This window comes from Streptococcus ferus DSM 20646 (assembly GCF_000372425.1).
Classification (GTDB): domain Bacteria; phylum Bacillota; class Bacilli; order Lactobacillales; family Streptococcaceae; genus Streptococcus; species Streptococcus ferus.
In genome coordinates this window covers 16,195-43,193 of record NZ_AQVD01000003.1, presented here as the reverse complement: position 1 = coordinate 43,193, position 26,999 = coordinate 16,195, and the positions used below count along the sequence as shown (strand labels likewise).

Annotated in this window: 25 protein-coding genes and 3 tRNA genes; 9 read left to right on the top strand and 19 right to left on the bottom strand. The window is 40.6% G+C overall.

Annotation, left to right across the window (positions count from 1 at the left end):
• Position 1 precedes the first annotated feature (1 nt).
• From A3GY_RS0105625 to A3GY_RS0105615, 3 genes are all read right to left on the bottom strand, one after another.
• Positions 2-874 carry a substrate-binding domain-containing protein gene (locus tag A3GY_RS0105625; protein ID WP_018030436.1) on the bottom strand — a complete coding sequence of 291 codons (873 nt, stop codon included), beginning with the start codon at positions 872-874 and terminating at the stop codon, positions 2-4.
• 140 nt (positions 875-1,014) lie between these two features.
• On the bottom strand, positions 1,015-2,361 hold the full coding sequence (gene pnpS / locus A3GY_RS09710; RefSeq protein ID WP_051048380.1) for a two-component system histidine kinase PnpS: 1,347 nt from the start codon (positions 2,359-2,361) through the stop codon (positions 1,015-1,017).
• Between the two features lie 2 nt (positions 2,362-2,363).
• The gene (locus A3GY_RS0105615) at positions 2,364-3,053 is read right to left on the bottom strand and encodes a response regulator transcription factor (RefSeq protein WP_018030434.1); all 690 of its coding nucleotides are present in this window, start codon (positions 3,051-3,053) and stop codon (positions 2,364-2,366) included.
• Positions 3,054-3,176: 123 nt separating this feature from the next.
• Here A3GY_RS0105615 and A3GY_RS0105610 point away from each other — a divergent pair, with 123 nt between their 5' ends.
• A complete protein-coding gene (locus A3GY_RS0105610; RefSeq protein WP_018030433.1) occupies positions 3,177-3,776 on the top strand; it encodes a histidine phosphatase family protein in 600 nt (199 codons plus the stop codon).
• A 34-nt stretch (positions 3,777-3,810) separates the two neighbouring features.
• Here the strand turns inward: A3GY_RS0105610 and A3GY_RS0105605 are convergent, their stop codons facing one another.
• Both A3GY_RS0105605 and apf read right to left on the bottom strand, forming a co-directional pair.
• Positions 3,811-4,428, bottom strand: a complete 618-nt coding sequence (locus A3GY_RS0105605) for a transglycosylase SLT domain-containing protein (RefSeq protein ID WP_018030432.1) — start codon at positions 4,426-4,428, stop codon at positions 3,811-3,813.
• Positions 4,429-4,601: 173 nt separating this feature from the next.
• Positions 4,602-5,393: an aggregation-promoting factor gene (gene apf, locus A3GY_RS0105600; protein WP_018030431.1), complete on the bottom strand. Its 792-nt coding sequence runs from the start codon at positions 5,391-5,393 to the stop codon at positions 4,602-4,604.
• Between the two features lie 177 nt (positions 5,394-5,570).
• Between apf and A3GY_RS10075 the strand changes: the two genes are divergently transcribed.
• Positions 5,571-6,916 (top strand): IS3 family transposase gene (locus tag A3GY_RS10075; RefSeq protein WP_169331543.1). Its coding sequence is split into 2 segments (ribosomal slippage): positions 5,571-6,012 and positions 6,012-6,916, totalling 1,347 coding nucleotides; the frame shifts between segments, so codons are not numbered across the junction.
• 33 nt (positions 6,917-6,949) lie between these two features.
• Here the strand turns inward: A3GY_RS10075 and A3GY_RS0105585 are convergent.
• The 7 genes from A3GY_RS0105585 to yfmF form a co-directional block, all read right to left on the bottom strand.
• A complete protein-coding gene (locus tag A3GY_RS0105585) occupies positions 6,950-7,744 on the bottom strand; it encodes an energy-coupling factor transporter transmembrane component T family protein (protein WP_018030428.1) in 795 nt (264 codons plus the stop codon).
• The gene (locus tag A3GY_RS0105580) at positions 7,737-8,579 is read right to left on the bottom strand and encodes an energy-coupling factor ABC transporter ATP-binding protein (protein ID WP_018030427.1); all 843 of its coding nucleotides are present in this window, start codon (positions 8,577-8,579) and stop codon (positions 7,737-7,739) included. The genes A3GY_RS0105585 and A3GY_RS0105580 overlap by 8 nt, the downstream gene beginning before the upstream one ends.
• On the bottom strand, positions 8,555-9,397 hold the full coding sequence (locus A3GY_RS0105575; protein WP_018030426.1) for an energy-coupling factor ABC transporter ATP-binding protein: 843 nt from the start codon (positions 9,395-9,397) through the stop codon (positions 8,555-8,557). Before A3GY_RS0105575 ends, A3GY_RS0105580 begins: the two co-directional genes overlap by 25 nt.
• A complete protein-coding gene (pgsA, locus tag A3GY_RS0105570; RefSeq protein WP_018030425.1) occupies positions 9,397-9,939 on the bottom strand; it encodes a CDP-diacylglycerol--glycerol-3-phosphate 3-phosphatidyltransferase in 543 nt (180 codons plus the stop codon). Before pgsA ends, A3GY_RS0105575 begins: the two co-directional genes overlap by 1 nt.
• Before the next feature lie 10 nt (positions 9,940-9,949).
• The gene (locus A3GY_RS0105565; protein ID WP_018030424.1) at positions 9,950-10,999 is read right to left on the bottom strand and encodes a helix-turn-helix domain-containing protein; all 1,050 of its coding nucleotides are present in this window, start codon (positions 10,997-10,999) and stop codon (positions 9,950-9,952) included.
• A 65-nt stretch (positions 11,000-11,064) separates the two neighbouring features.
• On the bottom strand, positions 11,065-12,348 hold the full coding sequence (yfmH, locus tag A3GY_RS0105560; protein WP_018030423.1) for an EF-P 5-aminopentanol modification-associated protein YfmH: 1,284 nt from the start codon (positions 12,346-12,348) through the stop codon (positions 11,065-11,067).
• Between the two features lie 3 nt (positions 12,349-12,351).
• Positions 12,352-13,599, bottom strand: coding sequence for an EF-P 5-aminopentanol modification-associated protein YfmF (gene yfmF / locus A3GY_RS0105555; protein ID WP_018030422.1), 1,248 nt, complete (start codon positions 13,597-13,599; stop codon positions 12,352-12,354).
• 79 nt (positions 13,600-13,678) lie between these two features.
• On the opposite strand from yfmF, the gene yaaA reads away from it, so the two are divergent.
• A complete protein-coding gene (gene yaaA / locus A3GY_RS0105550) occupies positions 13,679-14,050 on the top strand; it encodes a S4 domain-containing protein YaaA (protein WP_018030421.1) in 372 nt (123 codons plus the stop codon).
• Between the two features lie 2 nt (positions 14,051-14,052).
• On the top strand, positions 14,053-15,141 hold the full coding sequence (gene recF / locus A3GY_RS0105545; RefSeq protein WP_018030420.1) for a DNA replication/repair protein RecF: 1,089 nt from the start codon (positions 14,053-14,055) through the stop codon (positions 15,139-15,141).
• 142 nt (positions 15,142-15,283) lie between these two features.
• On the opposite strand, the gene guaB is transcribed toward recF, so the two are convergent.
• Entirely contained in the window at positions 15,284-16,765 is a 1,482-nt protein-coding gene (gene guaB / locus A3GY_RS0105540) for an IMP dehydrogenase (protein ID WP_018030419.1), read from the bottom strand.
• Positions 16,766-16,906: 141 nt separating this feature from the next.
• Entirely contained in the window at positions 16,907-17,929 is a 1,023-nt protein-coding gene (trpS, locus tag A3GY_RS0105535) for a tryptophan--tRNA ligase (RefSeq protein ID WP_018030418.1), read from the bottom strand.
• 110 nt (positions 17,930-18,039) lie between these two features.
• Between trpS and A3GY_RS0105530 the strand changes: the two genes are divergently transcribed.
• From A3GY_RS0105530 to A3GY_RS0105520, 3 genes are all read left to right on the top strand, one after another.
• On the top strand, positions 18,040-18,912 hold the full coding sequence (locus tag A3GY_RS0105530; protein ID WP_018030417.1) for a YitT family protein: 873 nt from the start codon (positions 18,040-18,042) through the stop codon (positions 18,910-18,912).
• A gap of 71 nt (positions 18,913-18,983) precedes the next feature.
• Positions 18,984-20,603 (top strand): ATP-binding cassette domain-containing protein, encoded by a 1,620-nt coding sequence (locus A3GY_RS0105525; RefSeq protein ID WP_018030416.1) that lies wholly within the window; start codon positions 18,984-18,986, stop codon positions 20,601-20,603.
• 50 nt (positions 20,604-20,653) lie between these two features.
• Positions 20,654-23,242, top strand: a complete 2,589-nt coding sequence (locus A3GY_RS0105520; protein WP_018030415.1) for a YfhO family protein — start codon at positions 20,654-20,656, stop codon at positions 23,240-23,242.
• A 49-nt stretch (positions 23,243-23,291) separates the two neighbouring features.
• Here A3GY_RS0105520 and A3GY_RS0105515 read toward each other — a convergent pair.
• Together A3GY_RS0105515 and A3GY_RS0105510 are read right to left on the bottom strand one after the other, a co-directional pair.
• Positions 23,292-23,365, bottom strand: a tRNA-Asn gene (locus A3GY_RS0105515).
• Positions 23,366-23,370: 5 nt separating this feature from the next.
• Positions 23,371-23,442: transfer RNA gene (locus A3GY_RS0105510), tRNA-Glu, on the bottom strand.
• Between the two features lie 193 nt (positions 23,443-23,635).
• Here A3GY_RS0105510 and A3GY_RS0105505 point away from each other — a divergent pair.
• Positions 23,636-23,709, top strand: a tRNA-Arg gene (locus A3GY_RS0105505).
• A gap of 20 nt (positions 23,710-23,729) precedes the next feature.
• Here the strand turns inward: A3GY_RS0105505 and A3GY_RS0105500 are convergent.
• The 3 genes from A3GY_RS0105500 to rlmH all read right to left on the bottom strand — a co-directional run bounded on the left by A3GY_RS0105500 (position 23,730) and on the right by rlmH (position 25,600).
• The gene (locus A3GY_RS0105500) at positions 23,730-24,362 is read right to left on the bottom strand and encodes a YoaK family protein (protein WP_051048382.1); all 633 of its coding nucleotides are present in this window, start codon (positions 24,360-24,362) and stop codon (positions 23,730-23,732) included.
• A 75-nt stretch (positions 24,363-24,437) separates the two neighbouring features.
• Positions 24,438-25,112: a DNA alkylation repair protein gene (locus A3GY_RS0105495; protein WP_018030413.1), complete on the bottom strand. Its 675-nt coding sequence runs from the start codon at positions 25,110-25,112 to the stop codon at positions 24,438-24,440.
• A gap of 8 nt (positions 25,113-25,120) precedes the next feature.
• Entirely contained in the window at positions 25,121-25,600 is a 480-nt protein-coding gene (rlmH, locus tag A3GY_RS0105490; RefSeq protein WP_018030412.1) for a 23S rRNA (pseudouridine(1915)-N(3))-methyltransferase RlmH, read from the bottom strand.
• Positions 25,601-25,784: 184 nt separating this feature from the next.
• Here rlmH and A3GY_RS0105485 point away from each other — a divergent pair, with 184 nt between their 5' ends.
• Positions 25,785-26,984 (top strand): S1C family serine protease, encoded by a 1,200-nt coding sequence (locus A3GY_RS0105485; RefSeq protein ID WP_018030411.1) that lies wholly within the window; start codon positions 25,785-25,787, stop codon positions 26,982-26,984.
• Positions 26,985-26,999 lie beyond the last annotated feature (15 nt).

Genomic DNA, 26,999 nt, shown 5'->3' with positions numbered 1-26,999 from the left:
CTTATTTCTCTACCTTACTCCAGTCTGTAACATCTCCTGTGAAGATGGTTTTGACTTGATCCAGAGTTAGGTTACTGATGTTGTTCTTGCTGTTCACGACAACTGCAATACCATCAAGTGCAATTTCATCCTGCTCAAGGTTTTTTCCTTCGTCAGAAGTCAATTCACGAGAAACCATACCAATATCTGCTGTTCCTTCTTCTGCAGCTGTAATTCCTGCTGATGATCCATTTGAAGTGATGTCAATGGTCACGTCTGGATTTAATTTTTTATAGGCTTCTGCTAATTTTTCCATCAAAGGTGTAACAGACGTTGACCCAACAACGGATAATTTTCCTTTAAGCTTAGCAGCAGAATAGCTTGTCGTTTCAGTTTTAGCCTCAACGTATTTATTATCGCTCACAATTTTTTGACCTTCTGTTGAGTGAATGAAGCTGATAAAGTCCTGACCAATCTCAGAAAGATCCTTGCCCCAAACAATGTTAAATGGACGCTGTAGCTTGTAGCTGCCATCCAAAACGGTATCTGAAGAAGCTTTAACTCCTTCGATTTCAACAGCTTTGACACTGTCATTTAAAGAGCCTAGCGAAACATAACCTACAGCATTTTGGTTGCCGGAGACAGCGCTGATGACTCCTTCTGTGCTGTTTTGAATGATTGCACTCTTAGAAGTATTATCGACTTCTTTATCGCCGTCCTTCGTTAAAATACCGGTGATCTCAGTGAAGGCTCCGCGCGTTCCTGAACCATCCTCGCGGGAGACAACTTCGATTTTACCGTCCGATGAAGATGATCCTGAACTTTTATTATTGCCACAAGCAAAGAGACTAAGGCTTGTCAATGATAAAAGAGCAATTGCAGCAAATTTTTTCATAACGTTTTCTTCCTTTTTTGAAAAATAAATGATGTAGCTCTTAACTACACTCTCATTTTAGCAAGTTATTGTAAAAGTTTTTTCGTGATTATTGTAAAGATTGTGTAAAGATTTGGCATGACAAAAAGCCAGCCTCTTGACTAGCTTTTAGGTTTCTTTTTAGGAAGACTGATGGTGAAAGTACTTCCCTCACCTAATTGACTGGTTAGAGATATCTGACCATCCATTTTTTCCAGCATATTTTTAACAATAGCCAAACCAAGACCTGTTCCCCCCGTCTGACGGCTCCGCCCTTTGTTAACTCGGTAAAAGCGTTCAAAGATTTTCTCCTGATCAGCTTTTGGAATTCCGATACCTGTATCTTGTACTTGAAGAATCAAGCGCCCTTCCTCTTCAAAGAATTGGACGCTTATCTCTCCGCCAGCTTCTGTATAATTGATGGCATTGGTGAGGAGATTGAGCAAAATTTGAGACAGCTGTTTGGAGTCGCAGGTAATGGTTAGAGCCCTGTCCCCTTCAAGAACCCAAGTGAGGCTCTTCTTGGACATTTTTTTCGCCAAGGTTTGACTAACTTCTTCAATTAATTGATAGACAGCGACGGCTTCTAACTGTCCGCTTTCATCAGAATACTCAGCGGAGGCCAATTTCAAGATATCATTGACAATATCCTCCAAACGCAGACTTTCCCGATAGATAATATCCAAAAACTTCTGTTTTTTAGGGTCCTCTTCTCCCATGTCAATCAAAGTTTCCGAAAAACCTCTAATAGATGTAATAGGCGTTCTCAGCTCATGGGAAGCGTTGGCAACAAAATCTGCCCGCATCTGCTCCAGCTGCCTGATTTTGGTCACATCATATAAAAGAAGCAGGACCTGCTGTACCCGATTATATTCAAAAATCGGTACCGCAGAAACCTCAAAAATCTTCTCAGATTCCCTCTCCAGAAGGAGCTCTTGACTTTGTCTCTGACCGGTTTCCAAAACCTTGTTGGCCATGACGGTCAAAGCATGTCCTCCTTGCAGATGAAATAAGGACAGTCCAAGGATAAGATCCTGATCAGGAAATAAGTCTGCAAAGGCTTGATTCTTAATGCTGATCTTCTTTTGCCGATTGACAAGAACAACCCCTAAGGTGATATTAGAAAGAAAGAGAGAAAGGTTGGTTTGAGCAATTCTGGCTTCTTCTTCTCTACTTTTAGCAAGTTGCGAAAGCTTCTCAAAGGTTGTAGCTACTTGGCCAACAGGGCCGTCCTTTTTCCCCATGTAATGCCCCGAATAATCTTGATACAAACGTCTCTTTAAAAGCTGATTCAGATCGGTCAGTTCCTGTCTTAAGCTGGCATAGGCATGAAGCAAACATAAAAAAAGGAGACCTAGACTTAGCACCAAAACAGTCACGCCGTTTTGATTACGGACATAAAAGGCTGCCGCGCCCAATAAAAGAAAAGGAACTAAAAAAAGGAAAAGGTATTTTCTTTTTTCAGACATCATCAGCCTCCAAATTTATAGCCAAAACCTCTGACTGTTTTGATAAAGCTAGGATGCTTCGTATCATCCTCAATTTTTTCACGGAGTTTTCCGATATGAACGTCCACCAGGCGTGTTTCATCTGAATAATCAAAGCCCCAAACCATCTCTAAAAGCCTTTCGCGGCTGAGGGTCCGTCCAGGTCTCTTCGCCAGATAAACTAACAGCTCAAATTCTTTCTTTGTCAGCGAAATGGGGTGATGTTCCTTGTACACTTCATTCCGCTCAACGTAGATCAACAAGGAGTCGTAAGACAGCACTTCTTCATCTTCCATCTGCTTATCAGCCTTTTCCAGACGTCGCAAAATAACCTTGACCCTTGCCAAAAGCTCTCTTGGGCTGAAGGGCTTGGTCATATAATCATCGGCTCCCAGTTCCAGACCCAATATTTTATCGATTTCGTCACCCTTAGCGGTCAGCATCATGATGGGAGTCTCTATGTTGGCTTGGCGGATACGCTTGCAGACTTCAATTCCATCTAGTTTAGGGAGCATAAGATCCAAAACAATAAAATCATAGGCTTTCTCCAAAGCCAAGTCTAAGGCCGTACGACCATCTTCTGCCAAGTTTACCTGATAGCCCTCATTTTCAAAATGAAAGGCCAGCAATTCAAGAATACTCCGTTCATCATCGACAAGCAATACCCTTTTCATATCTCATTTTCCTCACTTTGTCACATTATATCATATTCTTTGAGCTTGCCAAGCATCTTGCCAATCCGTTTCGCATTTGGTAGGATAGGCTTAGTCTAACATCGTTCTATGAAAGGGAATTTTATGGAAACCAAGGTATTTTTAACAAGACACTGTCAACCAGATCTCAGCAATCATGATGACAGAAGTAGAGGCTTAAGCCCTAAAGGTTTACAAGACTGTCAACTTGTCAGTCAATTTTTAAGAGAACGGGAAATAGACTGTATCTACTCTAGTCCCTATCAAAGAGCTCTTACAACCATCAAACCCTTTGCCAAAGAAGTCAACCTTCCAATCCACCTCGAAGAAGATTTTCGCGAACGGAAAATCAGTCAGCACTGGATTGATGATTTTGACGGCTTTGTTAGAAAACAATGGCTGGATTTTCACTTTAAGCTACCGCAAGGGGAATCATTAAAAGAAGTGCAGGCCCGTAATGTCCACCGTTTAACCGAAATCATCAAACAAGAGCAGGGAAACACAATTCTTATTGCCTCCCACGGCACAGCCATAGCAAGCATTGTCCACTTTATTGATCAGAGCTTCGGCTTAGACGACTTTCTAGCCATCAAGACACTCATGCCATTTATCGCTGAACTAGTGTTTACTAAGGAGGCTAACTGCCGCAGCATTACCCTTCACAATCTTTTTAACCACCAGAAGAGGCTGTTGTTTTCTCTATGACACATAAAAAATACTAGGATAAATCCTAGTATTTTTACATTCCCCAAGCTGATAAGCCCTGAGAGTTATAAGCGTTAATTGCTGAATTAATCTGATCTTGAACTGTTGCGGTTGAACCCCAGCCCGGCATTGTCTGGAAAAGTCCCGAAGCGCCTGAACTGTTGCTGGCGTTAACTTGACCATTTGATTCACGAGCAATAATGTATTCCCAAGTTGATTGAGGAACACCTGTCGCTGCGGCCATCTGTGCTGCAGCTGCCGAACCTTCAGCTCCAGCTGTATTGCCGTTTGCCAAAGTGCCATTGTAAGTATTACTGGCTGGCTGGCCAGTTTGTGCTGCTGCAGTGCTGGCATTTGCCATTGTTGCAGCATCGCTAGTATCTCCTGTGACAGCCTCGGTAACTTCTTGACTGGCTGCCTCTGATGTTGTTTCTGGACTGGTGGTCTGACTAGTTACTGTACTTGTCACAAGGCTTGTTGTTGTTTCACTGACTTGATCAGCGTCAACTTTAGATGCTGTCTTCGTAACATAGGCATTATTGTCGCCAAAATGCAATATTAAGAAAGCTGCAAGACCTAAAACCAAAGGTATGAGAATAAGCTGGCTTTTAGCGAGCTTATGAAGTTTAGCGCGTTTGCTTCTACTATACATAAAAAGTGTTAGATTCCTTTCATAGTCTCAGACCCTATCATATCGGTTAATTGTTACTTTTAGTTTGTTTTTTTGTTACTTTTGTTACAGAATGATTGGCATCAGATAAAAAATGCTCAAAAACGAACGTTTTAAGCATTTCCTGTCTTATCTAATGATTTTACTTCTTAAGATTAATACCAGCCATGTGCATTCCAAAAGGCCAGAGCTGCCGACCAGGAACCATAACGATTGGTCACATAATCATTGGCAACCTTATCCTGATTTTCTGGTGACAAATCACCATTCAAATACGATAGGGTTAGTTGATAACGGCCGTAATATTGACCATTCTGAGCTGTGTAACTTCCGCCAGATTCTTTTTGGGCAATTGTTTCTCTGGCAGCTTCATCTTCTGCGCTCAATCCACTGCTGCTAGTGGTGCTGGCTGCAGCAATCTGATCAGTATTTGCTGTTGTAGTGGCTGCTTCTGTCACGCTGGTTTCAGCCGATGTTTGTGTTGTTTCCACTTGACTGACGCTGCTTGTCGCCGCTTCCGAAACACTTGAATTTTCAGCACTAGAACTGCTGACAGCTGTGCTCTCTGTTTGCGCCTGTGTCACTGGCTCAGCCGCTGCTGTAGTTGTTGTCGTTTCAGGCAGAGCAGCAGTATTTGCTTCAGCAGACGCAGTTGAACTTGTGGCTTCTCTATTACTAGACAGACCCGAATCAGCTGCAGCAGTCTGATCATCAAGCTCTAAAATCTGACCAACCTGAATCAAATGAACATCTTCAATCTTATTAAGACTGGCGATTTTATCCACACTTGTGCCCTTGCGAAGAGCAATCTGAGACAAGGTATCGCCTGATTGCACTGTGTAGGATTCAGCTTTTGCAGTAAGTGGCAAAGCAATCCCTGTGGCCAATACCGCTCCCGCAATTCCTAGTTTAATTTTATTATGATGTAAAGGTGTCGTTTCTGACATTTTCTAATCCTCCTTATAGATAATTACCTATCATACAGGAGGAATATTACTTACAATTTAGAGAGTGATTAAAAATATTACAGAAAGATTTTGATTAGAAAAAGAAAAGGCCCAAAGCCTTTTTGAACTGCACCCCAAAAGTTAGACACAAAATCTAACGATTGGGGTGTTTTTCTTATGAAATTAAGTTATGAAGATAAACTAGAAATATATGAGCTGAGAAAGAGTGGCGTGTCGTGGGTCAACCTTAGCCAGATATACAAGGTCACTATTGCCAATCTTACATACATGATAAAACTCATGGATCGATATGGCGTGGAAATCGTTGAAAAAGGTAAAAATAGGTATTATTCACCTGAATTAAAGCAAGAAATAATGGATAACGTCTTGATTCATGGGTGTTCTCAACTCTCAGTTTCCCTTGATGATGCCTTGCCAAATCGAGGAATGCTTCCCAATTGGATAGCACAATACAAGAAAAACGGGTATACTATTCTTGAAAAACCAAGAGGGAGACCGAGAAAGATGGGACGTAAACGCAAGAAAACCTGGGAAGAGATGACGGAATTAGAGCGCCTTCAAGAGGAAAATGAACGTCTTCGAACTGAGGTGGCCTTCCTAAAAAAGTTGAGAGAACTTCGCTTGAGGGACGAAACACTAGTGCGCGAACAGCAGAAACAATTAGAGACATGGTCCAAGGAGGATTCCGACTAGACCTCCTACTTGCGACAGCTAAAATGCCTCGCTCAACTTATTATTATCAAGTCAAGCAACTGGATAAACCTGACAAGAACAAAGCAATTAAGGCTGAAATTCAAGCCATTTATGATTACCATAAAGGTAATTACGGCTATCGTCGGATTTATTTAGAACTCAGAAATCGAGGTTTCTTCATCAACCACAAAAAGGTGCAGCGCTTGATGACAGTCATGGGCTTAGCGGCTCGTATTCGTCGTAAGCGCAAGTATGCTTCTTACAAAGGGGAGGTGGGTAAGAAGGCTGATAATCTGATTAAACGTCAGTTTGAGGGCTCTAAGCCTTATGAAAAATGTTATACCGATGTGACGGAGTTTGCTTTGCCTGAAGGGAAACTCTACTTATCGCCTATTCTTGACGGCTATAATAGTGAGATTATTGATTTTACCCTGTCTCGGTCACCTGACTTGAAACAGGTTCAAACCATGCTTGCGAAGGCTTTTCCAGCAGATTTATACAGTGGGACTATTCTCCACAGCGATCAAGGTTGGCAATACCAGCACCAGTCTTACCATTACTTTTTGGAAACCAAAGGCATTCGACCATCCATGTCCCGCAAAGGGAATAGTCCAGATAATGGGATGATGGAGTCTTTCTTTGGTATTCTCAAATCTGAAATGTTTTATGGACTCGAGACATCTTATCAATCACTTGACGAGCTTGAAGAAGCTATTACAGATTATATTTTTTACTACAACAACAAACGAATCAAAGCAAAATTAAAAGGACTTAGTCCTGTCCAATACAGAACTAAATCCTTTCAATAATTATTTGTCCAACTTTTTGGGGTCAGTACATTTCTAGTTTTTGAATAGCAACAAAAGTCCCCCTAGGAAAAGCAAACTTAGCAAAGCCAAACTATCTAAGAATTTCCAGGAAAGGAGCCGGTACTTACTTCTACCATCACCGCCTTGGTAGCCCCTAGCCTCCATAGCTGTTGCCAGAGCATCGGCCCGTTTAAAACTTGAGGCAAAGAGGGGAATGAGAATCGGAATAATGGATTTCACCTTCTGCATAAGATTGCCTTCACCAAAATCTACCCCACGCGCCCGCTGAGCATTCATGATACGTGTCGTATCATCCATCAAAGTCGGCACAAAACGTAAACTAAGAGACAGCATCAGTCCTATTTCATGAACAGGCACTTTAAATCTGGACAGCGGTCTCAGCAAGGACTCAACAGCATCCGCCAAACTAAGAGGTGTCGTTGTCAAGGTTAACAAGGTCGAAAAAACAATGATAAGGACAAATCTCATAAAAATCAAGGCAGCCTGACTTAAGCCCAGGCTTGTGATTTTTATGATCCAAAATTGGAAAAGAACCTGTCCTCCCTGTGTGAAGAAAACTTGGAACAGCGTTGTAAAGAGAATCAACACCACCATGGGGCGTAACCCTTTTAAAAAATGGGTGATTTTTATTCCTGATAAAAAGACCAGAGACAGGGTAAAAACAGTCATCAGAAGATTGGTTGCTAAATTATTGGCCCAAAAGATAATGATAATATAGATAAACATCGCAAGCAGTTTACTTCTTGGATCCAGCCGATGGAGCAGAGAATCCCCTGGAATATAGCGACCCAGAATCAGATTATTCATGGCTAAGTACCTCCGCAAACTCTTCAATCGTAATTGGAAGAGAGTCGAAATGCAACCCCCGCTTTTGCAAATTAGCAGCAAAGCGCGTGATTTGCGGAACGCCTAACTGCTTGTTTTCCATAAAGTCAATATCCTGAAAAACAGCTTTAGGACTGCCGGAACGAACTAACTTCCCGTGTTCTAAAACATGAACCCAATCCGCATAATTAGCCACATCATCCATTAAATGAGTTACCAAAACGACTGTCAGCCCCTTGTGGTGCAGTTTTTCAAACAGTGCCATCAGCTCTTTGCGCCCTTTAGGATCCAGACCAGCAGTCGGTTCATCAAGGACTAAGACATCTGGTTCCATAGCCAAAATCCCTGCAATGGCAACACGACGCATCTGCCCCCCCGACAACTCAAACGGATTTTTGTTAAAAAGCTCTTCTGAGAGGCCGACCATAGCTAGTTTTTCACGGGCAATTGCCTCAGCCTCTTCCTTGGCAAGGCCAAAATTCTGAGGGCCAAAGGCAACATCCTTAAGAACCGTCTCATCAAATAATTGACTTTCAGGAAATTGGAAAACAAGGCCAACTTTCTTGCGTAGGCCTTTAATTTCTTTATTCTTTGCATCGGGAGTGATTACCCAGTCATCAACCTGAACCTTCCCCTGCGTAGGAAGGTTCAGGCCATTCAGAAGCTGCATTACTGTCGATTTGCCACTGCCTGTATGACCGATAAAGGCTGTGAAAGAACCTGTTTTTACCTCTAAATCAATGTCAAAAAGGGCCCTCCCTTCAAAGGGGGTTCCCTTTTGGTAGGTATAACTTACCTTTTGGAGATTGATGCCCATAGTTTTTCTTCCAAATCCTTTTCTGTTAAATACGACTCATCAATAGCAAACCCTTTTTCCTTTAGCGTCTGGATTAGTACTGAAGTAAAGGGTCTGTCTAATCCTAGATTCAGGAGCTCTTCTCCTCTTGAAAATAAAGCTTGAGGGCTAGTGTCAGATTCCACCTGACCATTTTTCATCACAAGCACTCGATCGCTCAGGGCCACCTCTTCTAAGTCATGAGTTATAGAAATAACGGTCATGCCATATCTTTGACGAATATCCTTAATCGTTTGAATCAGCTCGAGTCTGCCTTCTGGATCCAGCATGCTGGTTGCTTCATCTAAAATAATGATAGCTGGTCGCATGGCAACGGCACCTGCTATGGCAACCCGCTGCTTTTGCCCGCCAGACAGGCGAGCCGGTTCTCGATCTTTAAAAGCTGACATCTTCACCAACTCCAAAGCCTGCTGAACCCTGCTTTGCATTTCCTCAAGAGGAATGCCTTGATTTTCCAAGCCAAAAGCAACATCATCTTCAACTGTTGCCCCAACAAACTGATTGTCAGGATTTTGAAAAACCATACCAATTTTTGAACGTAGCTCCCAGACATTGGCCTCTGTCAATTCTTGTCCATCAATCACAATCTGACCAGACTGAGCCTCAAGCAAACCATCAATAAGCCTGACAGTTGTTGACTTTCCGCTTCCATTATGTCCAATAATAGACAGCCATTCACCATGTTTCACGTGAAACGTCACCTGATCAAGAGTGGGAGATGTCTGATCTTCTTCATATTGAAAGGTCAAGTTCTTAACTTCAATAATAGTATCTGACATTATTTAAAGGTATCCTTAAAGAGAAAACTTGCTCCTCTAAAGTAATCGTATCCTGAATACAGGGTGAAGAAAAGAGCAATGTATAAGAAAATGGTTCCCAAAACATGCAGATGGCAAAGCAAAAGGATAATAGAAACCATCTGAGTAACCGTCTTAATCTTACCAGGCATGGCAGCCGCTAACACTTCTCCGCCAGTTTCAACCAATAACAGGCGTAAACCAGTTACCGCCAACTCTCGACAAATAATAATCGCAGAAATCCAAGCAGGAGCTAAATCAAGTCCCACAAGCATGATAAAAGCACTCATCACTAACATCTTATCCGCCAGCGGATCTGCAAATTTACCAAAATTAGTCACAACTCCCCACTGACGTGCCAGATAACCATCTAAATAGTCTGTGAAACTAGCAAGGGCAAAAATAACCGCTGCCACAATATGCCAGATTAGACTGTCAGGTATGGAGGCCACAAGCAAAAACAAAGGAATCATGGCAATTCGAATGACGGTCAATAAATTTGGAATATTTTCTTTTTTAGACATGAGTATCTCCTTATTCAACAACCAGATTGATCGTAACCATTCCTGATGTAGCTAATGGTGTTAAGTCAACGACTTGTCCATTGATGGTCAAAGTCACCATATCTACCATTGAAACCGTAATCACAGAATTGGTCGCTCCTTGAGCTAAGCTTGTTGTAAAGGAACTTTCACTGGAAGACAGAGTTGTACCTGCTTCTCCTTGTGCGGTATTAGTTGCCGAAACCCAACTGTCCTGTTCGCCAGTCAAGCTAAAGTTAATCTCAACCTGATCCCCAGCATTAGTGAGCGTTACCGTATCTCCACCCTGGTCAAAGTCATTGGTTAAAACAGCTTGGTTGGTCGTTGTCGTCTCCTGACTTGAGGACGTTTTGGTTTTCGTTGATACCGTTTGTTGAGAATTAGAACCAGAATTAAGCTGATTATAGACGATGTAACCGACATAAGATAAGATTCCCAAGGCGATAATCGTCAGCAAAATCAGAACCCATGGAAAACGGCGCTTGGGCTCATCTTCTTCGTCGTCTTCATCATGCTTGCTTAGGCGAGACGGCAGTGACTGGCGACTGCGAGAAGGAAAAGGCTTATCTTCTTTTTCAGAAAAATCTTCTGCTACGACAGCGACAGTTTCCTCCTGTGGACTCTCTTCTTCTAGTAAAATTTCCGGAGCGGTCTGCCCAAAAGCGGCGGCCTCTTCTTCTCCAGGGACCTCAATAGGTGTTTTTTCAAGCTGTAATCTTTCCTCGAAGTCCGACTGAGACAGTTCCTCACTGTCTTCATCCGCAAGGATAAATTGACCGGTATTTGCAGAAGCTGGAATGGTGGCTAAATCACCTACTTCTTGATTTCGATAGCCGTGAATAATCGAAATAGGGTCCAGACCAACAGCACTAGCATACTTTTCTAAATACTCATTAACTTTGCCATTTGGCAACAGCTTCAGTTGATCCAGCTCCATCGCCAATAAGTAATGGGGAGGAATTCCAGTTTTTTCTACAACATCATCAAAACTCAACTTTTCCTTAATACGAGCATCTCGTAAAATATCTCCGATTTTATTCATTATTTACCTCGATTTACATTTCTATAGTGCTAACTATTATACCAAAATTTACACGGAATTTCTTGCTATTTTGGAAATATGGTGAACTCACTGATATCTGACGCTCGATTAAAATAGTGCCCCATTTCAATGACAGATTCAAAGGATAGGTCAGATAGGATGTCTGGATAATGAAAGTATGTTTCCTTACCATTCAAGTGATTCATAAATTCAACAGCTAGACTATCTAGAGAATCTAAAGATTTGAGAAATTCCCCAAACAGCTCTTTTTTCAGCAGTTCAAAACGCTCCTTTGTAAAATCTTGACTTTTCGTAAAGTGTTTTAGACTGTGTTTGATTTTACTTGCCATGGCAATAGGTTCTTTTGTATCCATGGAGACAATCACAAATTGACAGTAAGTTGACACCTCAATGTCAATATCAAATGAGTCATCTACCCGACCCTCTTCATACCAAGTTTGAAAATTAGACGATGTCCAGCCAAACAAAAGCTGAAATAAAAGCCTGATAACTAACTTTTCTTTAAGCAAGGACTGTGATGACAATCCTCTCAAGCGAAAACCAAGGGCTAACTTAGGTAGAGCGACCTCCATTTGTAAAGAGCCTTTTTCCTGTATAGGATTCAGGGAAAGTTCTGAACGTTCAATCCTTGCAGAGCGCTCAATCGGAAACTGACGTTCTGTGGCCACAATATCCTTGTAAACCTGCTTGACATCAAAATCCCCTATAACCAAGAGACTTCTGTTAGAAGGATGGTAAAAGTAAGTGAAATTATCTTCCAAATCCTCTTTACAGATTTCAGCTAAACTGTCTCGGTCTCCTGCAATATCTTGCGCAAGTGGTGTATCTGGATAAAGATTACCTAAGACGCCAAGAAAGAGCTTGTAATCCGGGTCATCCTGATACATGTCTATTTCTTGCTTAATAATCCCCTTCTCTTTCTTGATTGACAGTTCCGTCAAGTGGGTGCTTTTGAAGGCTTTCTGCAATATATTTAAACTTTGACTGAACTGACCCGAAGCTGAAAAATAATAGCTGGTTTCCTGATGGGTGGTAAAAGCATTGCTATCCGCATTCAGCCGCGTTAATTGTTTAGAAAGATCTTCCTTGTCTTCTCGCTCGAAAAACTGGTGTTCCAAAAAATGGGCCAGCCCTGCTGGGTACACTTTTTTATCATCACTATTAAGTGTAAACTCGGTGTCAACCGCCCCATACTTGACTGTCATCATGGCTAAATTTTCCTGATAACCTTTTTTCGGAATCAAAAAAACTTTCAGGCCGTTGTCCAGCGTATTAAAATAAAAGATCTCATCAATTTGTGGAAAGCATCTTTTCTTCAGATTTCCCAAAGTTTATTCTCCTTCTAAAAAATAAATAGACTGTAATCTGACTTGACCTGCGACTGCCATGACATCTTCCTTAGTGATTTGACGAATGCGGTCTATCCACTCCTCAAGCCCTAAACACTGATCACCAAAAATACTCTTATTATAGGCAAGCTCCATAAGATTATATGGATTATCTTCTGCCAATCTGGCATTATTAATCAACATTTTTTTAGTCTCTTCCAAAGCACTGATATGGAAACGGCCAAACCTAATCCCCTTAACTTGGTGATTGATCAGCTGAAGTACTTTTTTTCTGTCTCTCTTATCAATACCAGCGTAAACTTTTAATAATCCTGTGTGACTGTCAAAATGGCTGCCTATACTATAAGCCAAGCCCATTTTTTCCCTGATACTGTCAAAGAGGAGCGAGTGCGGATAAGCGCCAAGTAAACCATTAAAAACTAAAAAAGCATAGTAATCGTTATCGCCAAAACGAAAAGGAAAATGGTAAGCTTGCTGCAGGATAGATTGTCCTGATGTCTTTTGTTCTATTTTTTCTCGGAGAACACTGGAAAATGGCTGTCTGTAAACATAGTCTAAATCCAGTTGACGAGACTGTAAACCTAATGATTCCACCAACTGCAACACAAGATAGTCATCATATTCCCCTGTTAGAAAAATATCAATCTTGTCTTCCTTGAGCATTCTTTGAAATTCTTGATAGGCGGTATAGGAATTCTCATTTTTAACCAGATCAGAATTGGCATACTTAGTATATTTGACATCATCATCAAGATAATAAAGCTGCTGCAGTTCTAAATCACTGTAATAAAAGCGGTCTTCCTTATCAGCTTCTAAATATTGGATTAGGTGCTCCTTTTCCAAATCAAAAAGTTTCGTTTGAAATTGTTGAACCGAAATAAGGGGCTCAAACAGAATCGTTTTCAACAGACTGAACATTTCCTCAAGCAAACTTTCCTGATGAAAACTATAGTGGCTGCTAATAAAGGAAAGGTTAATATCCAAAATATGGACTTTACCCTTAGTTGACAGTCTTGTTGACAGCTCAGCCCCATAGAGACTGGCTAATTTTTCTTTTAAGGCACGACTGGTTGGATAGACCTCGTTGGCAGCGGTCAGCATCTGAGCCACTAAAACACGCTGGGCCAAAGTTTCCTTTTGGCGTTTCCCTGAAAAACGAAAAGTCAGGTGGTTGGTTTTAAACTGGTTGGTTTTAATCAAATGTAAGTCAACGCCATTAACGATTTCCATACGATTTCCTTTGCAGACATATTTCGTTCAATTATACCATTTTATGCTATAATTATCTCTAGAGAAAGTCGAGGATTAAATGGATTACAAACTTTTTGGTGACTATATCACCTTACAAGCTCTTCTGAAAGATGTAGGTATCATCCAAAGTGGCGGCGCAGTAAAGGCTTTTCTTGCTTCTACCGAAGTCTTTTTTAATGGCCAACTCGAAAATAGGCGCGGGAAAAAACTGAGAATCGGTGACAGCCTGAGCATTCCCAGTCAAGCGCTCACTATCATGATTGTAGAGCCAAGCAATGCCGAAAAAGAAGAGCACAAGAACAATTTAGCTGAAAAACAGCGTATTGCTGCCTTGGTCAAGCGTTTAAACCAAACCAACAAGACCAAAAAAGGGCAGAAAAATAACCCTCTCAAGAGAGAAAAAAAGGCTGTTAAATTCCCTGGAACATAAGTATGTGGATTGAAGAAATAAGCTTAAAAAATTATCGTAATTATCAGGAAGAAAAAGCTGAGTTCTCACCTGGGCTGAATATTTTTGTCGGTCAAAACGCACAGGGAAAAACCAACTTTTTAGAGGCGATTTATTTTCTTTCTCTGACTAGAAGTCATCGGACACGCTTTGATAGAGAACTGATCACATTTACGAAAAAGGACCTTCGCGTCTCTGGCCTACTACACCGTCTCAACAGCAAACTGCCTCTGGAAATTGCTCTTAGTGAAAAAGGCCGAACCACTAAAGTCAATCACCTTAAACAAGCTAAGCTGTCTGATTACATTGGAACAATGACTGTGGTTCTTTTTGCCCCAGAAGATTTACAATTGGTAAAAGGCTCCCCTAGTTTACGCCGAAAATTTCTCGATATTGATTTAGGTCAAATTAAACCTACTTACTTATCCGATCTGTCTCATTACAATTATGTCTTAAAGCAGCGCAATGCTTACTTAAAACAGGTTGACAAAGTTGACAAAGATTTCTTAAAGGTTCTTGACAGTCAACTTGCTGATTATGGCAGCCGAGTGATTCGTCACAGGCATGACTTTATCCTTGATCTATCAAAGGAAGCCAGTAAATATCATCAGCTTATTTCAGACCAAAAGGAAGAGCTAACGATTACTTACCTGTCATCTATCCTTTACAAAGATGTCAAGGAAATTCAAGACAACTTCCTCGAACAGCTGGAAAAAAATCATCAACGAGACAGTTATAAAAAGAATACTTCAATCGGTCCCCATCGTGACGATCTTACCTTTTTCATTAATGGTATAGAGGCCAGTTTTGGAAGTCAAGGACAGCACCGAAGTCTTGTTTTATCCCTAAAACTCGCAGAAATTGAACTGATCAAAACGGTAACCGGTGATTATCCTATCTTACTTTTAGATGATGTGATGAGCGAGTTAGATAATCATCGACAGACTAAACTCTTGGAAATTATCAAGGAGAACGTCCAAACATTCATAACAACAACCAGTCTCGATCACCTACAGCATCTACCTCAGAATCTTAACATTTTTAAGATAAAAAACGGAAGCTTGAGTCAATGACCCAAGCTTCCGTTTTTGTCAACTATCTTTACAAAGAAAGCAAGTTGCTTGTCAACCCAACTAATATCATCACGGATACAAGAACTAATCGTGTAAACTAAGATTGATTCCTACTGTCAATAAAAAACTAAATTTTACTCTCTTACTGGACAGAGTAGTTAGGAGCTTCATTCGTAATCTGAACATCATGTGGGTGGCTTTCAATCAGCCCCGCTCCTGACATCTCGATAAACTGGGCATTGTCATGAAGCTCTTGAAGATTTCCTGCACCGACATAACCCATACCTGAACGAATGCCGCCTAACATTTGGAAAACAATATCAGCAGCAGCTCCCTTATAAGCTACACGGCCCTCAATACCTTCTGGAACTAACTTATTCGCTTCATTGACAGAACCTTGGAAATACCGATCGCTCGAACCTTTCTTCATGGCTGCAATAGATCCCATACCACGGTAGGTTTTAAACTTACGCCCTTGGAAGATTTCTGTTTCTCCTGGAGCTTCATCCGTTCCGGCAAACATTGACCCTAGCATGACAGCATTTCCACCTGCTGCCAGCGCCTTAACAATATCACCTGAGTATTTAATGCCCCCATCAGCAATGATCGTTTTGCCATACTCACGCGCGACTTGGGCGGCATCGTAAATAGCTGTAATTTGTGGAACACCGACACCTGCCACAACACGGGTTGTACAGATAGAACCAGGGCCGATTCCTACTTTAACCACATCAACCCCTGCATCATATAAGGCACGAGCTCCTTCGGCAGTCGCAATATTGCCTGCAATCAGCGTTCTATTAGGGAAGTGATTGCGGATTTCTGCAATCTTACGGAGAACTCCGGCTGAATGACCATGGGCTGTATCGATGACAATAGCATCTGCGCCAGCTTCAAAAAGGGCCTCTGCACGCTCAAAAGTGTCTGACGTAACCCCGACAGCCCCGGCCACTAGGAGACGGCCAAACTCATCTTTAGCTGCGTTAGGGAATTCAATGACCTTCTCAATATCCTTGATGGTGATCAGGCCAGACAAACGACCGTTTTGATCTACAAGCGGCAATTTTTCAATTCGGTGTTCATGCAGAATGCGTTCAGCTGTCTCAAGATCCGTCCCCACTGGAGCTGTGACTAATTTTTCACTGGTCATGTGCTCAGAAATAGGAGTGTGATAGTCCGTAATAAACCGCATATCACGATTGGTAATAATCCCCACCAATTTCCGATTTTCCATCGTTTCAACGACAGGAACACCACTAATACGGTAACGCTGCATCAGTTCTTCAGCTTCAGCAACCATATGCTTAGGCGTTAAGAAAAAAGGATCAATAATAACGCCATTTTCAGAGCGTTTCACCTTGCGAATTTCTTCAGCTTGATCAGGAATAGGCATATTCTTATGGACAACGCCCAGTCCACCCGCACGTGCAATGGCAATGGCCATTTTACTGTCTGTCACCGTGTCCATAGCCGCCGTAATAATCGGAATATTTAAGGTCAAATTGTCAGCAAGTTTCGTCTGTAAACTAACATCGTTTGGTAAAACATGGCTTTCTGCCGGAATAAGCAATACATCATCAAAAGTGTAACCTTTTTTCAAAAACTTTGTGTCCCAATTTGACATTAATACAATCCTCTTTCTATTTTTTCAGCCTAGGGCTTTTTGATTGTTACTATCATAACACGCTAAGCGCATTTGTCAATCAGAATTTACTTAAAATCGGCTATTTTCAGCAAAAAAGAGCTGGAAGGTTTCCAGACTCTTTTAAAAATAATGAATCCCCATCGCTTTTTTAACATCAGCCAAGGTTGCTCCCGCTGCCTGACGGGCTTTTTCACTTCCTTCTTTGAGAATAGCAAAAATCTGGCCCATGTCTTGGGCATACTCTAAACGGCGTTCACGGATGGGAGCCAATTCACGCTCCAATATTTCCAAGAGGTAGCGCTTGGTTTTAACATCCCCCAAGCCTCCCTTTTGATAATGTTCCTTCATGGCAGCAATGTCAGCTTTGTCATTTTCCTGCCCAAAAATATCCAGGTAATAAAACACCATATTTCCCTCAATCTGACCTGGATCCTCAACACGAATATGATTAGGATCGGTATACATGCTCATCACTTTTTTCTGAACCGTATCCATATCATCAGAAAGATAGATTCCATTTCCCAAAGATTTTGACATTTTGGCATTTCCGTCAAGACCCGGCAGGCGGCCTGCCGCTTCATTCTCGGGATAAATACCTTCAGGTTCAACAAGGACATCTGTCTGATAGGTATGATTAAAAGAGCGGACAATCTCTCTGGTTTGCTCGATCATGGGCTTCTGGTCGTTTCCAACCGGAACATAATTGGCTTTAAAGGCTGTAATATCTGCAGCTTGCGAGATTGGGTAAACTAAAAATCCTGTCGGCAGACTTTCGCCAAAGCCTTTCTGAGCAATTTCTGACTTAACAGTTGGATTACGTTCTAATCTTGCCAAAGAAACCAGATTCATATAATACATGGTCAATTCGGCTAATTCAGGAATTTGACTCTGTATAAAAAGCGTTACCTTTTCAGGATCAAGACCAACAGATAAATAATCCAAAGCAACATTTCCCACGGATTCCTTGATAATTTCTGCTTCTTTCGCATGATCCGTCAGAGCCTGCTGATCTGCCAAAAAAACAAACATGTCGTACTTCCCTTCATTTTGTAGGAGGACACGATTTTTAAGGCTTCCGACATAGTGACCTAGGTGGAGTTTTCCTGTTGGTCGATCACCTGTTAAGATAATGGGTTTGGTCATGGTTCTTCTCCTAAAAAATTCAATTGTCTAAATTATAACATAATTCTTGACGATAAGGCAGTCCATCAGAGATAATAGATTTTGACATTGATTAAAGGAGGCGATATCTTATGAATAAGAAAGTCGTTGATTTACTGTTGGTTAGCCTAGGCTCACTTATCGCCGCCATTGGCTTTAATACCATGCTACTGGAAAATCATATCGCGTCTGGGGGACTGGGCGGTCTCGCGGTCAGTTTCCAAGCCCTATTTGGTTGGAAACCCTCATTCTTCGTCCTAATCGTCAACATTCCCCTGCTTTTCATCTGTTATGTTTTATTGGGGAGGGCAACCTTTTTAAAAACCGTTTACGGAGGGACGATCTACCCCATCTTTATTCAGCTCACCTCAGGACTGCCTAATTTAACCCACACCCCTCTTTTAGCTGCTGTTTTTGGAGGAATAATTGTCGGTTTTGGTCTAGGCCTCGTTTTCCTCGGAAATTCGTCAACCGGGGGAACGGGAATTATCACTCAGGTTATCCACAAGTACAGCCCTCTTCCACTCGGAACCAGTATGGTACTGATTGACGGGTTAGTTGTAGCCGTTGGCCTAGCAGCTTTCAATGCTGATTCTGTCATGTATTCTATCATTTCTTTAATCGTTATCAGCTATGTTGTCAATATCATGATGACCGGCTTTAATGCTTCTAAAAATCTGATGATTATTTCTCGTCATCATGAAAAAATTAAACATTATATCACGATTTCGGCAGACAGAGGCGTTACTGAAATTCCTATTCACGGTGGATTCACTGGAAAAGATCGGTTTATGCTGATGACCACTATCTCTACCCATGAATTTCCAAAAATCGAAAAAGAGATTCTTGCTATTGATGAAACGGCCTTCATCGTGGTGATGCCTGCCAGCCATGTCGTTGGACGAGGATTTAGCTTGACCAAGCATTATCAAAACGAAGATGAAGACATCTTATTGCCAATGTAGAAACCATTGAAAAAAAAGACCGATTCCTGTAAAATGAAGAAGCAATAGAAAGAAATAAAGGTGAATAAATCGTGTTAACTGTATCAGATGTGTCACTGCGCTTTAGCGACCGTAAATTATTTGACGACGTCAATATTAAATTTTCAGCTGGAAATACCTACGGCTTAATTGGAGCTAATGGAGCCGGAAAATCTACCTTCCTTAAAATCTTGGCTGGGGATATCGAGCCGACTACTGGTCATATTTCATTGGGGCCAGATGAGCGTCTATCTGTCCTTCGTCAAAATCACTTTGACTATGAGGATGAGCGTGCCATTGATGTGGTTATTATGGGAAATGAGCAGCTTTACAACATCATGAAAGAAAAGGATGCTATCTATCTGAAAGCCGATTTTTCTGATGAGGATGGTGTTCGTGCTGCCGAATTGGAAGGCCTCTTTGCAGAGTTAGGTGGTTGGGAGGCAGAGAGCGAAGCTGCTCAACTGCTTCAAAACCTTAATATCCCAGAAGATCTTCATTACCAAAACATGAGTGAGCTCTCGAATGGCGATAAGGTCAAAGTTCTCCTTGCCAAAGCGCTCTTTGGTAAGCCAGATGTCCTTCTCCTAGATGAGCCAACAAATGGTCTGGACATCCAATCTATCACTTGGTTGGAAGATTTCTTGATTGATTTCGAAAATACTGTAATTGTGGTTTCCCATGACCGTCATTTCCTTAATAAGGTCTGTACCCACATGGCTGACCTTGATTTTGGTAAAATCAAGCTCTTCGTGGGTAACTATGATTTTTGGAAAGAATCATCTGAACTGGCTGCCCGTCTGCAGTCAGATCGAAATGCTAAGGCTGAAGAAAAAATCAAAGAACTGCAAGAGTTTATTGCCCGCTTTTCAGCAAATGCTTCCAAGTCAAAACAGGCAACGTCACGTAAAAAGATGCTTGACAAGATTGAACTTGAAGAAATTGTTCCATCTAGCCGAAAATACCCATTTATCAACTTTAAAGCCGACCGTGAACTTGGCAATGACCTTGTCACTGTTGACAACTTGACTGTCAAGATTGACGGGGAAATTATTTTGGATAAGATTAGCTTTATTCTCCGTCCAGGTGACAAAACGGCCATTATCGGACAGAATGATATCCAGACAACTGCTCTGATTCGAGCTCTTATGGATGACATTGAATACGAAGGCACCATAAAATGGGGAGTGACAACCAGCCGGTCTTATCTGCCAAAAGATAATAGCAATGATTTTGCTGGTGGTGAATCCATTCTGGATTGGCTTCGTCAGTTTGCCAGCAAAGAGGAAGATGACAACACCTTCCTACGCGGTTTCTTAGGGCGCATGCTTTTTTCGGGTGACGAAGTTAACAAGTCTGTCAACGTCCTATCCGGAGGCGAAAAAGTGCGCGTGATGCTGTCAAAACTAATGCTTCTAAAGTCAAATGTTCTTATTTTAGATGACCCAACCAACCACTTGGATCTGGAATCCATTTCCAGTCTTAACGATGGTCTCAAAGAATTTAAAGAATCCATTATCTTTGCCAGTCATGACCATGAATTTATTCAAACACTGGCTAACCATATCATCGTGGTATCTAAAAATGGTGTTATTGACCGTATTGATGAAACCTATGACGAGTTTTTGGAAAATCAAGACGTTCAGGAAAAAGTTAAAGCATTATGGAAATAAACTAAAAGGCGCTAGCGCCTTTTAGTTTACACTTAACAAAGGAAAAGACAATGACTGGGATAAAACGCAATAAAAAATCTCTGCTGGTTTATGGTACCAGTTTTACTCTCCCGATAGGAATCATGTTTTTTGTTCTTTTCACTAATAACATTTATTGGGGGAGCGACACCACTATTTTAGCTAGTGATGCTTTCCACCAATATGTGAACTTTAATATCCTTATACGAAATGTTCTGCATGATACAAGCAGCTTCTTCTACTCTTTTAAGGCCGGACTGGGATTTAATCTTTACGCTCTTATGAGTTACTATTTAGGTAGCTTTTTCACACCACTGACCTATTTCTTTAATGGAGAAAATATGGCAGATGCCTACTACCTCTTCATCCTCTTGAAATTTGGTTTGATTGGCTTGTCAGCCTCCTATTGTTTTTCTCGTATTTATCCCAAATTAAACGCTAAGCTACTTATTCTTTTGTCAACTTCTTATGCCTTGATGAGCTTCTCAACAAGTCAGCTGGAACTTATTAATTGGCTGGATACTTTTATCTTACTTCCCTTCATCCTTTTAGGTTTACACCGGTTGACAATAGAAGGAAAGTTAGGGCTTTACTATGTCAGTCTCTGTCTCTTATTGGTTCAAAATTATTTCTTTGGATACATAACCGCTATCTTTTTGACCTTATGGTTTTTGACTAATCTTTCTTGGGATTTTAAAGAGCGGATTCAAAGACTAAGGGACTTTATCATTATCTCCCTATTGGCTGTACTGTCAAGTTCTTTTATGCTTCTGCCAACCTATCTTGATTTGAAACATAATGGTGATCAATTTACAAGGTTGACAAGTTTATTTACAGAGAATAGCTGGTACTTTGATCTATTTGCCAAAAATTTTGTTGGCTCCTATGATACAACACAGTATCAAGCCCTCCCAACAATCTATATCGGGCTCCTTCCTCTAGTCTTAGCTCTTAGTTTTTTTACAATCAAATCTATTAAATGGCAAGTTAAATGTGCCTATTTAATGCTCTTGATAGTCCTCATAATAAGTTTTATCATTCAGCCGCTTAATCTTTTTTGGCAGGGCATGCATGCCCCAAATATGTTTTTATATCGCTACTCTTGGGTCGTTTCGACAGTTCTCATTCTAATGGCAGCAGAAACACTGTCACGGTTAGAGGAATTGAAACTGAGTCATGTTTATCTTCCCATCTTAATGTTAATTACAGGCTTTACAGGAGCGCTTTTTTTCAAAAGCCACTATCTTTTTTTAACCAATCATCAGATCGCAATAACCTTCCCATTTCTGGCCGCTTATTGTCTCCTCCTTTACAGCCTTGTAAAGAGAATTTTGCCCATAAGACAGATGGTTGTATTGATGGCCTGTTTTACGATATTTGAGATGGGTTGTAATACCTATTTCCAGATTAAAGGAATTGAGCAAGAGTGGAATTTCCCTGGCAGAACCGCTTACAGCGGCGATTTTCAAGCCACAGAAAAACTATTGGCAAAAACTGACAATTCTGGTCTGTTCTACCGCATAGGGCAAGATAATCACTACTCTTTAAACGATGGTATGAAATATCATTATAATAGCATTGCTCAGTTTTCGTCTGTCAAAAATAAACAGGCTGCTCAAGTTTTAGATCGCCTTGGTTTTCGCTCAGATGGCAACCATGCCACTATTGCCTATCATAACAATACGCTTTTAATGGATAGTCTGTTTGCCATTAAATACCGTCTATCTCAAAACCCTGCTGAAATATATCGTTTTCAAAAAATAGCGCAAATTGATCAACTCAGCCTCTTTCAAAATCAAAATGATTTACCCCTTGTGTTATTGTCTAATGGTCTTTACAATGATGTCAACTTAAATCAGAATCAGATTTACAATCAAGAACGGTTTGTAGAAGCTCTGACAGGTGAAAATTATCATCTCTACAATGAAATTCCAATAGAATTAAAGTCCAATCTGCACATGATTGATAATCGCCTCTTTGCAAACTCTCTTGACAAAGAATCAATAACTGTCAACTATCGTGTCAACGACCCAAAAACAAGCCAGCTCTACTTAATGATTAATAACCTTCAGTTCAGCAATCAGGATCAACAGAACCTTCTCCTTAAAACACCCCGATTCTCAGCTCAGCAAGAGTTGACAGATGCTTACCCTCTTTTTAATCTAGGAACCTATTCAAAAGGAGAAAGTTTTGATTTTTCGCTAGTAGTGATGAATAACCTATCGGTCAGTTTTGATCAACCGCAACTTTTTGCCCTTGATTTAGAGGCTTATCAAAGACTGATAGACCACTTCAAATCACAAAAAGTCGAACTTGCAGTGAAAAATAATCATATAAATCTCCACTATAAAACCCAAAAAGAAGCTTCGCTCCTCTTCACCCTTCCTTATGATAAGGGGTGGAAAGCTAGTCGAGATGGGAAACCTGTCACTATTACCAAAGCTCAGGGCGGACTCATGAAAATCAATGTTCCGAAAGGGAAAGGGAAAATCAAAATGACCTTTATACCTGAAGGACTGATTCTTGGCTGCCTTCTTTCACTGATAGGATTTCTTTTATTCTTGATTTACCAGTCCATACAAACGCACCAAACTTCAAAAAAGCCCCTACATGATAAATGAGGGGCTTTTCCTATAAAAAAAATCCTATTTCTAGGATTGTGTCTTATCACTCCGGCAGTAGGACTCGAACCTACGACATCATGATTAACAGTCATGCGCTACTACCAACTGAGCTATGCCGGAATATATAGTCCGTACGGGATTCGAACCCGTGTTACCGCCGTGAAAAGGCGGTGTCTTAACCCCTTGACCAACGGACCATAGGTCTTTAATCAACACTCTTATAATTATATCAGATAACGGAAATTTGTCTACCCTTTTTTTAAAAAAATTTTACACCATATTTCAAAAAAGAAGAAGTTTTCATCACTTGCACCATCGTAAAATCCAAGAATAAACTCTTGCTTTTCTTGACAGTCTGTGGACAATTTTGATAGAATAGTATAGTTGTATGGTCTCATAGCTCAGCTGGATAGAGCATTCGCCTTCTAAGCGAACGGTCGCAGGTTCGAATCCTGCTGAGATCATAAAAATCCCTAAGAGATTCTTAGGGATTTTTCGTTTGCTCAGATTCTATACTGACAAAGTAAGCTAAAAAAATCATTGGAAAAAGAGCGGCATATAAACTAAATTCAACGAAATAATGAGATAAAATTGTTGATACCATTACCCCCATCATAAAGGAAGCGATGATAGCTGTAATATAAAGAGCCTGCTTAAAAATGAGCTGATTTTTTTCAACCCAACCTTTCGTGAACAAATAAGAGGCGACACGAATATTACCTGTCATCATTAAATTGGTGTACTGATAACCTCTGACTCTTTTAAAAGTGACTAATTTGATTGATGCAAAGAAAGCCAGACTCCCAATCGTAAAAACAGATGATAGCAGAGGACTTAAAATAGCAATAAAAAGCAATAGAACTAGCAAAACATAAGTGCTAAAGCGATGCCAGCGATAATGCTTGTCATCTGTCCATCTTCTTAGAAAATAAGCAAACACTTGGCCTAAAATGAAAAAGAAAAGAGGAATAAAGTAGCTGAGAACGTCAAGAATCCGACCATCGGCCAGATGAATCATCATGTAAAGCAGGTTACCAGTCTGCAGACCAGCAAAGCGACGTCCCTGTGTTAAAAAGGTATATGAATCAATAAAGCCACTTAAAAAGGTTAAAAGCATAGCCACCCGCAAGGCTTCAAAATTTTGATAATCTCTCTTATGGCGACGTTTCACGTGAAACAATTATAATCTCCTTTATAAATATTTGCTTGCTTCCCTGATAGAAAGGGGAGCCATTTGATTCCTATGTTCCTCAATAAAGAGAGCCACCCAATCGGGTGCCGTTTTGGAATAATCTCTCAAAGACCAGCCAATAGCTTTATTGATGAAAAATTCATTGTCAAAATCTGAACCTTGTAGATTATTTTCAATAACCTCTGCTAATAAATGGCGGTCTGTCTCTTCCTTAAAGCCTAATTGGTGGTCAATAGCAATACGTCGAAGCCAAAAATTATCCGCCAAAGACCAGTCTAAAATCTGCCTTTTAGCTTCTGGATAACGTTTCACAATACTGCCGACAATCTCATCCAAACTGTCCACAGAATCCCACCATGACTTAGTTACAATCAGTTGCTTTAATTTAGCTAAATCAGATACTGTCAATCTTTTTTTAACCCTAGACTGCCGTAAATAGTCACAGGCAAGATACTGACATTCACGATAGTTTTCCTGCCACATTGCCATAATAAAGTCCCAGTCTATCTCTTCAACGGCAGCCTTATCCTTGAGAAATGCTTTAGATAATTGCCTTCGTAAAGGTGTTTGAATACCGTAGAAATCAAACTGATTTTTCTGATAAGCGGCCATGGCTTCAGCCTTTATGCTGTCTCTATTTTCCTGAAACAGCATAAGCATTTCTTGGGTGGTCATCTTTCCTCCTATTTATGGTAAGGGCTTCCTTCTTGAATCATAAAAGCTCTGTAAATCTGTTCTGTTAATACCAAGCGCATCAGCTGATGAGGGAGGGTCAGCAGACCAAAACTCATTAAAAGATTGGCTCTTTTTTTAATTGCATCTGACAGGCCTAGACTCCCTCCAATAATAAAGGTAAAATCTGAGTACCCTGCAACAGCTTTCTTTGCTAGTAACCGACTGAAATCCTCTGATGGAAATTGTTTGCCTTCAATAGCCAAGGCAATCACATAGTCTCGGTCAGAAATTTTGGCTGTTATTTTTTGGCCTTCTTTTTCTAAAATCTGTTGTTTTTGTAAAAGACTGGCACCATCAGGTGTCCTTTCATCAGCTAATTCAATGATGTCAACTTTGGCAAATCGTCCCAGCCGTTTTGTATATTCTGCTATGCCATCTTTCAGGTATTTTTCTTTCAATTTACCGACAGCTATGACTTTTATTTTCATAACCTTATTATAACATACAGATAGAAAGAGAATTTTGAAATGATAAGAAATGGTTTATTTTTGAAAAAGATAAACATTTTCAGAAAGTTTTCCACAAGCTGTGGATTTCTTTTCTTTTTCCTTTATTTAAGGTATAATTAAGAAATATTTGATATCCTTTTCGTAATAATTTGGAGGTAGAAAAGTGAATAATTCAAAACCAAATAGCTTTATGAGGTGGTTTATTCCTCTTATCATTGTTTTTGCTAGTTTTTTACTGGGAGTAGGACTTACGAGTGTTTACCACCAACTGGTCGGAGGTTCAACAACTAGTTCCAAGACAACTACTGTCAGCAATACTGTTTATAATACAAAATCTGATACGACTAAAGCAGTCAAAGAAGTCCAAGATGCTGTTGTATCAGTCATTAATTACCAAAAAAACAGCGGCAGTTCCTACGACCAATACTGGTCAAATGACAGCAATTCTTCCGATTCTGAAATGCAAATTTACAGTGAAGGATCAGGTGTTATCTACAAAAAAGATGGTGACAGTGCCTATCTAGTCACTAACAATCATGTGATTGACGGAGCAGAAAAACTTGAAATCATGTTAGCCAACGGCACCAAGGTAGTCGGTGAGCTTGTGGGTGCGGACACCTATTCTGATTTGGCTGTGATTAAAATTTCATCCAAAAACGTTGATACGGTTGCTGAATTTGCAGATTCGACCAAATTAAATGTTGGTGAACCTGCTATTGCAATTGGAAGTCCTTTAGGAAGTGAATACGCTAATTCCGTTACAGAAGGAATTGTTTCCAGCCTCAGTCGTACCGTCACTAGCCAAAATGAGGAAGGGGAAACCATCTCAACAAATGCCATCCAGACCGATGCAGCAATCAACCCTGGGAATTCTGGGGGACCTCTAATCAATATCAAAGGTCAGGTTATCGGCATCAATTCAAGTAAAATTGCGTCTAGCAGCAGTTCCAGCAGCGGTGTCGCAGTAGAAGGAATGGGCTTTGCAATCCCTTCAAACGATGTTGTTTCGATTATCAATCAGTTGGAAGAAAATGGTAAAGTTATTCGTCCGGCACTGGGTATTTCTATGGCTGATTTAAGTCAGGCTTCTACAAGTGCCATCAATGAATTAAATCTTCCTGATGATGTGACAAGCGGTATTATTGTTCTTGGAACACAATCTGGCATGCCTGCAGACGGCAAACTTAAAAAATACGATGTCATTACTGAAATTGATGGTAAGAAAATTGAATCAACCAGCGATCTTCAAAGTATCCTTTATAAACATAAGAAAGGTGATACAATTGAAATAACCTTCTATCGCGGTAAGGACAAGAAAACAGTCAAACTTGAGTTAGATAAAACAACTGAAGATCTATCCTAAGTTAGTTGACAGAAC

Bases quoted from the DNA above. Each gene is read 5' to 3' on its own strand.
- A3GY_RS0105625 (WP_018030436.1), bottom strand. From the start codon at position 874: ATGAAAAAATTTGCTGCAATTGCTCTTTTATCATTGACAAGCCTTAGT.
- pnpS (WP_051048380.1), bottom strand. From the start codon at position 2,361: ATGTCTGAAAAAAGAAAATACCTTTTCCTTTTTTTAGTTCCTTTTCTT.
- A3GY_RS0105615 (WP_018030434.1), bottom strand. From the start codon at position 3,053: ATGAAAAGGGTATTGCTTGTCGATGATGAACGGAGTATTCTTGAATTG.
- A3GY_RS0105610 (WP_018030433.1), top strand. From the start codon at position 3,177: ATGGAAACCAAGGTATTTTTAACAAGACACTGTCAACCAGATCTCAGC.
- A3GY_RS0105605 (WP_018030432.1), bottom strand. From the start codon at position 4,428: ATGTATAGTAGAAGCAAACGCGCTAAACTTCATAAGCTCGCTAAAAGC.
- apf (WP_018030431.1), bottom strand. From the start codon at position 5,393: ATGTCAGAAACGACACCTTTACATCATAATAAAATTAAACTAGGAATT.
- A3GY_RS0105585 (WP_018030428.1), bottom strand. From the start codon at position 7,744: ATGAATAATCTGATTCTGGGTCGCTATATTCCAGGGGATTCTCTGCTC.
- A3GY_RS0105580 (WP_018030427.1), bottom strand. From the start codon at position 8,579: ATGGGCATCAATCTCCAAAAGGTAAGTTATACCTACCAAAAGGGAACC.
- A3GY_RS0105575 (WP_018030426.1), bottom strand. From the start codon at position 9,397: ATGTCAGATACTATTATTGAAGTTAAGAACTTGACCTTTCAATATGAA.
- pgsA (WP_018030425.1), bottom strand. From the start codon at position 9,939: ATGTCTAAAAAAGAAAATATTCCAAATTTATTGACCGTCATTCGAATT.
- A3GY_RS0105565 (WP_018030424.1), bottom strand. From the start codon at position 10,999: ATGAATAAAATCGGAGATATTTTACGAGATGCTCGTATTAAGGAAAAG.
- yfmF (WP_018030422.1), bottom strand. From the start codon at position 13,599: ATGGAAATCGTTAATGGCGTTGACTTACATTTGATTAAAACCAACCAG.
- yaaA (WP_018030421.1), top strand. From the start codon at position 13,679: ATGGATTACAAACTTTTTGGTGACTATATCACCTTACAAGCTCTTCTG.
- recF (WP_018030420.1), top strand. From the start codon at position 14,053: ATGTGGATTGAAGAAATAAGCTTAAAAAATTATCGTAATTATCAGGAA.
- guaB (WP_018030419.1), bottom strand. From the start codon at position 16,765: ATGTCAAATTGGGACACAAAGTTTTTGAAAAAAGGTTACACTTTTGAT.
- trpS (WP_018030418.1), bottom strand. From the start codon at position 17,929: ATGACCAAACCCATTATCTTAACAGGTGATCGACCAACAGGAAAACTC.
- A3GY_RS0105530 (WP_018030417.1), top strand. From the start codon at position 18,040: ATGAATAAGAAAGTCGTTGATTTACTGTTGGTTAGCCTAGGCTCACTT.
- A3GY_RS0105520 (WP_018030415.1), top strand. From the start codon at position 20,654: ATGACTGGGATAAAACGCAATAAAAAATCTCTGCTGGTTTATGGTACC.
- A3GY_RS0105500 (WP_051048382.1), bottom strand. From the start codon at position 24,362: ATGCTTTTAACCTTTTTAAGTGGCTTTATTGATTCATATACCTTTTTA.
- A3GY_RS0105495 (WP_018030413.1), bottom strand. From the start codon at position 25,112: ATGACCACCCAAGAAATGCTTATGCTGTTTCAGGAAAATAGAGACAGC.
- rlmH (WP_018030412.1), bottom strand. From the start codon at position 25,600: ATGAAAATAAAAGTCATAGCTGTCGGTAAATTGAAAGAAAAATACCTG.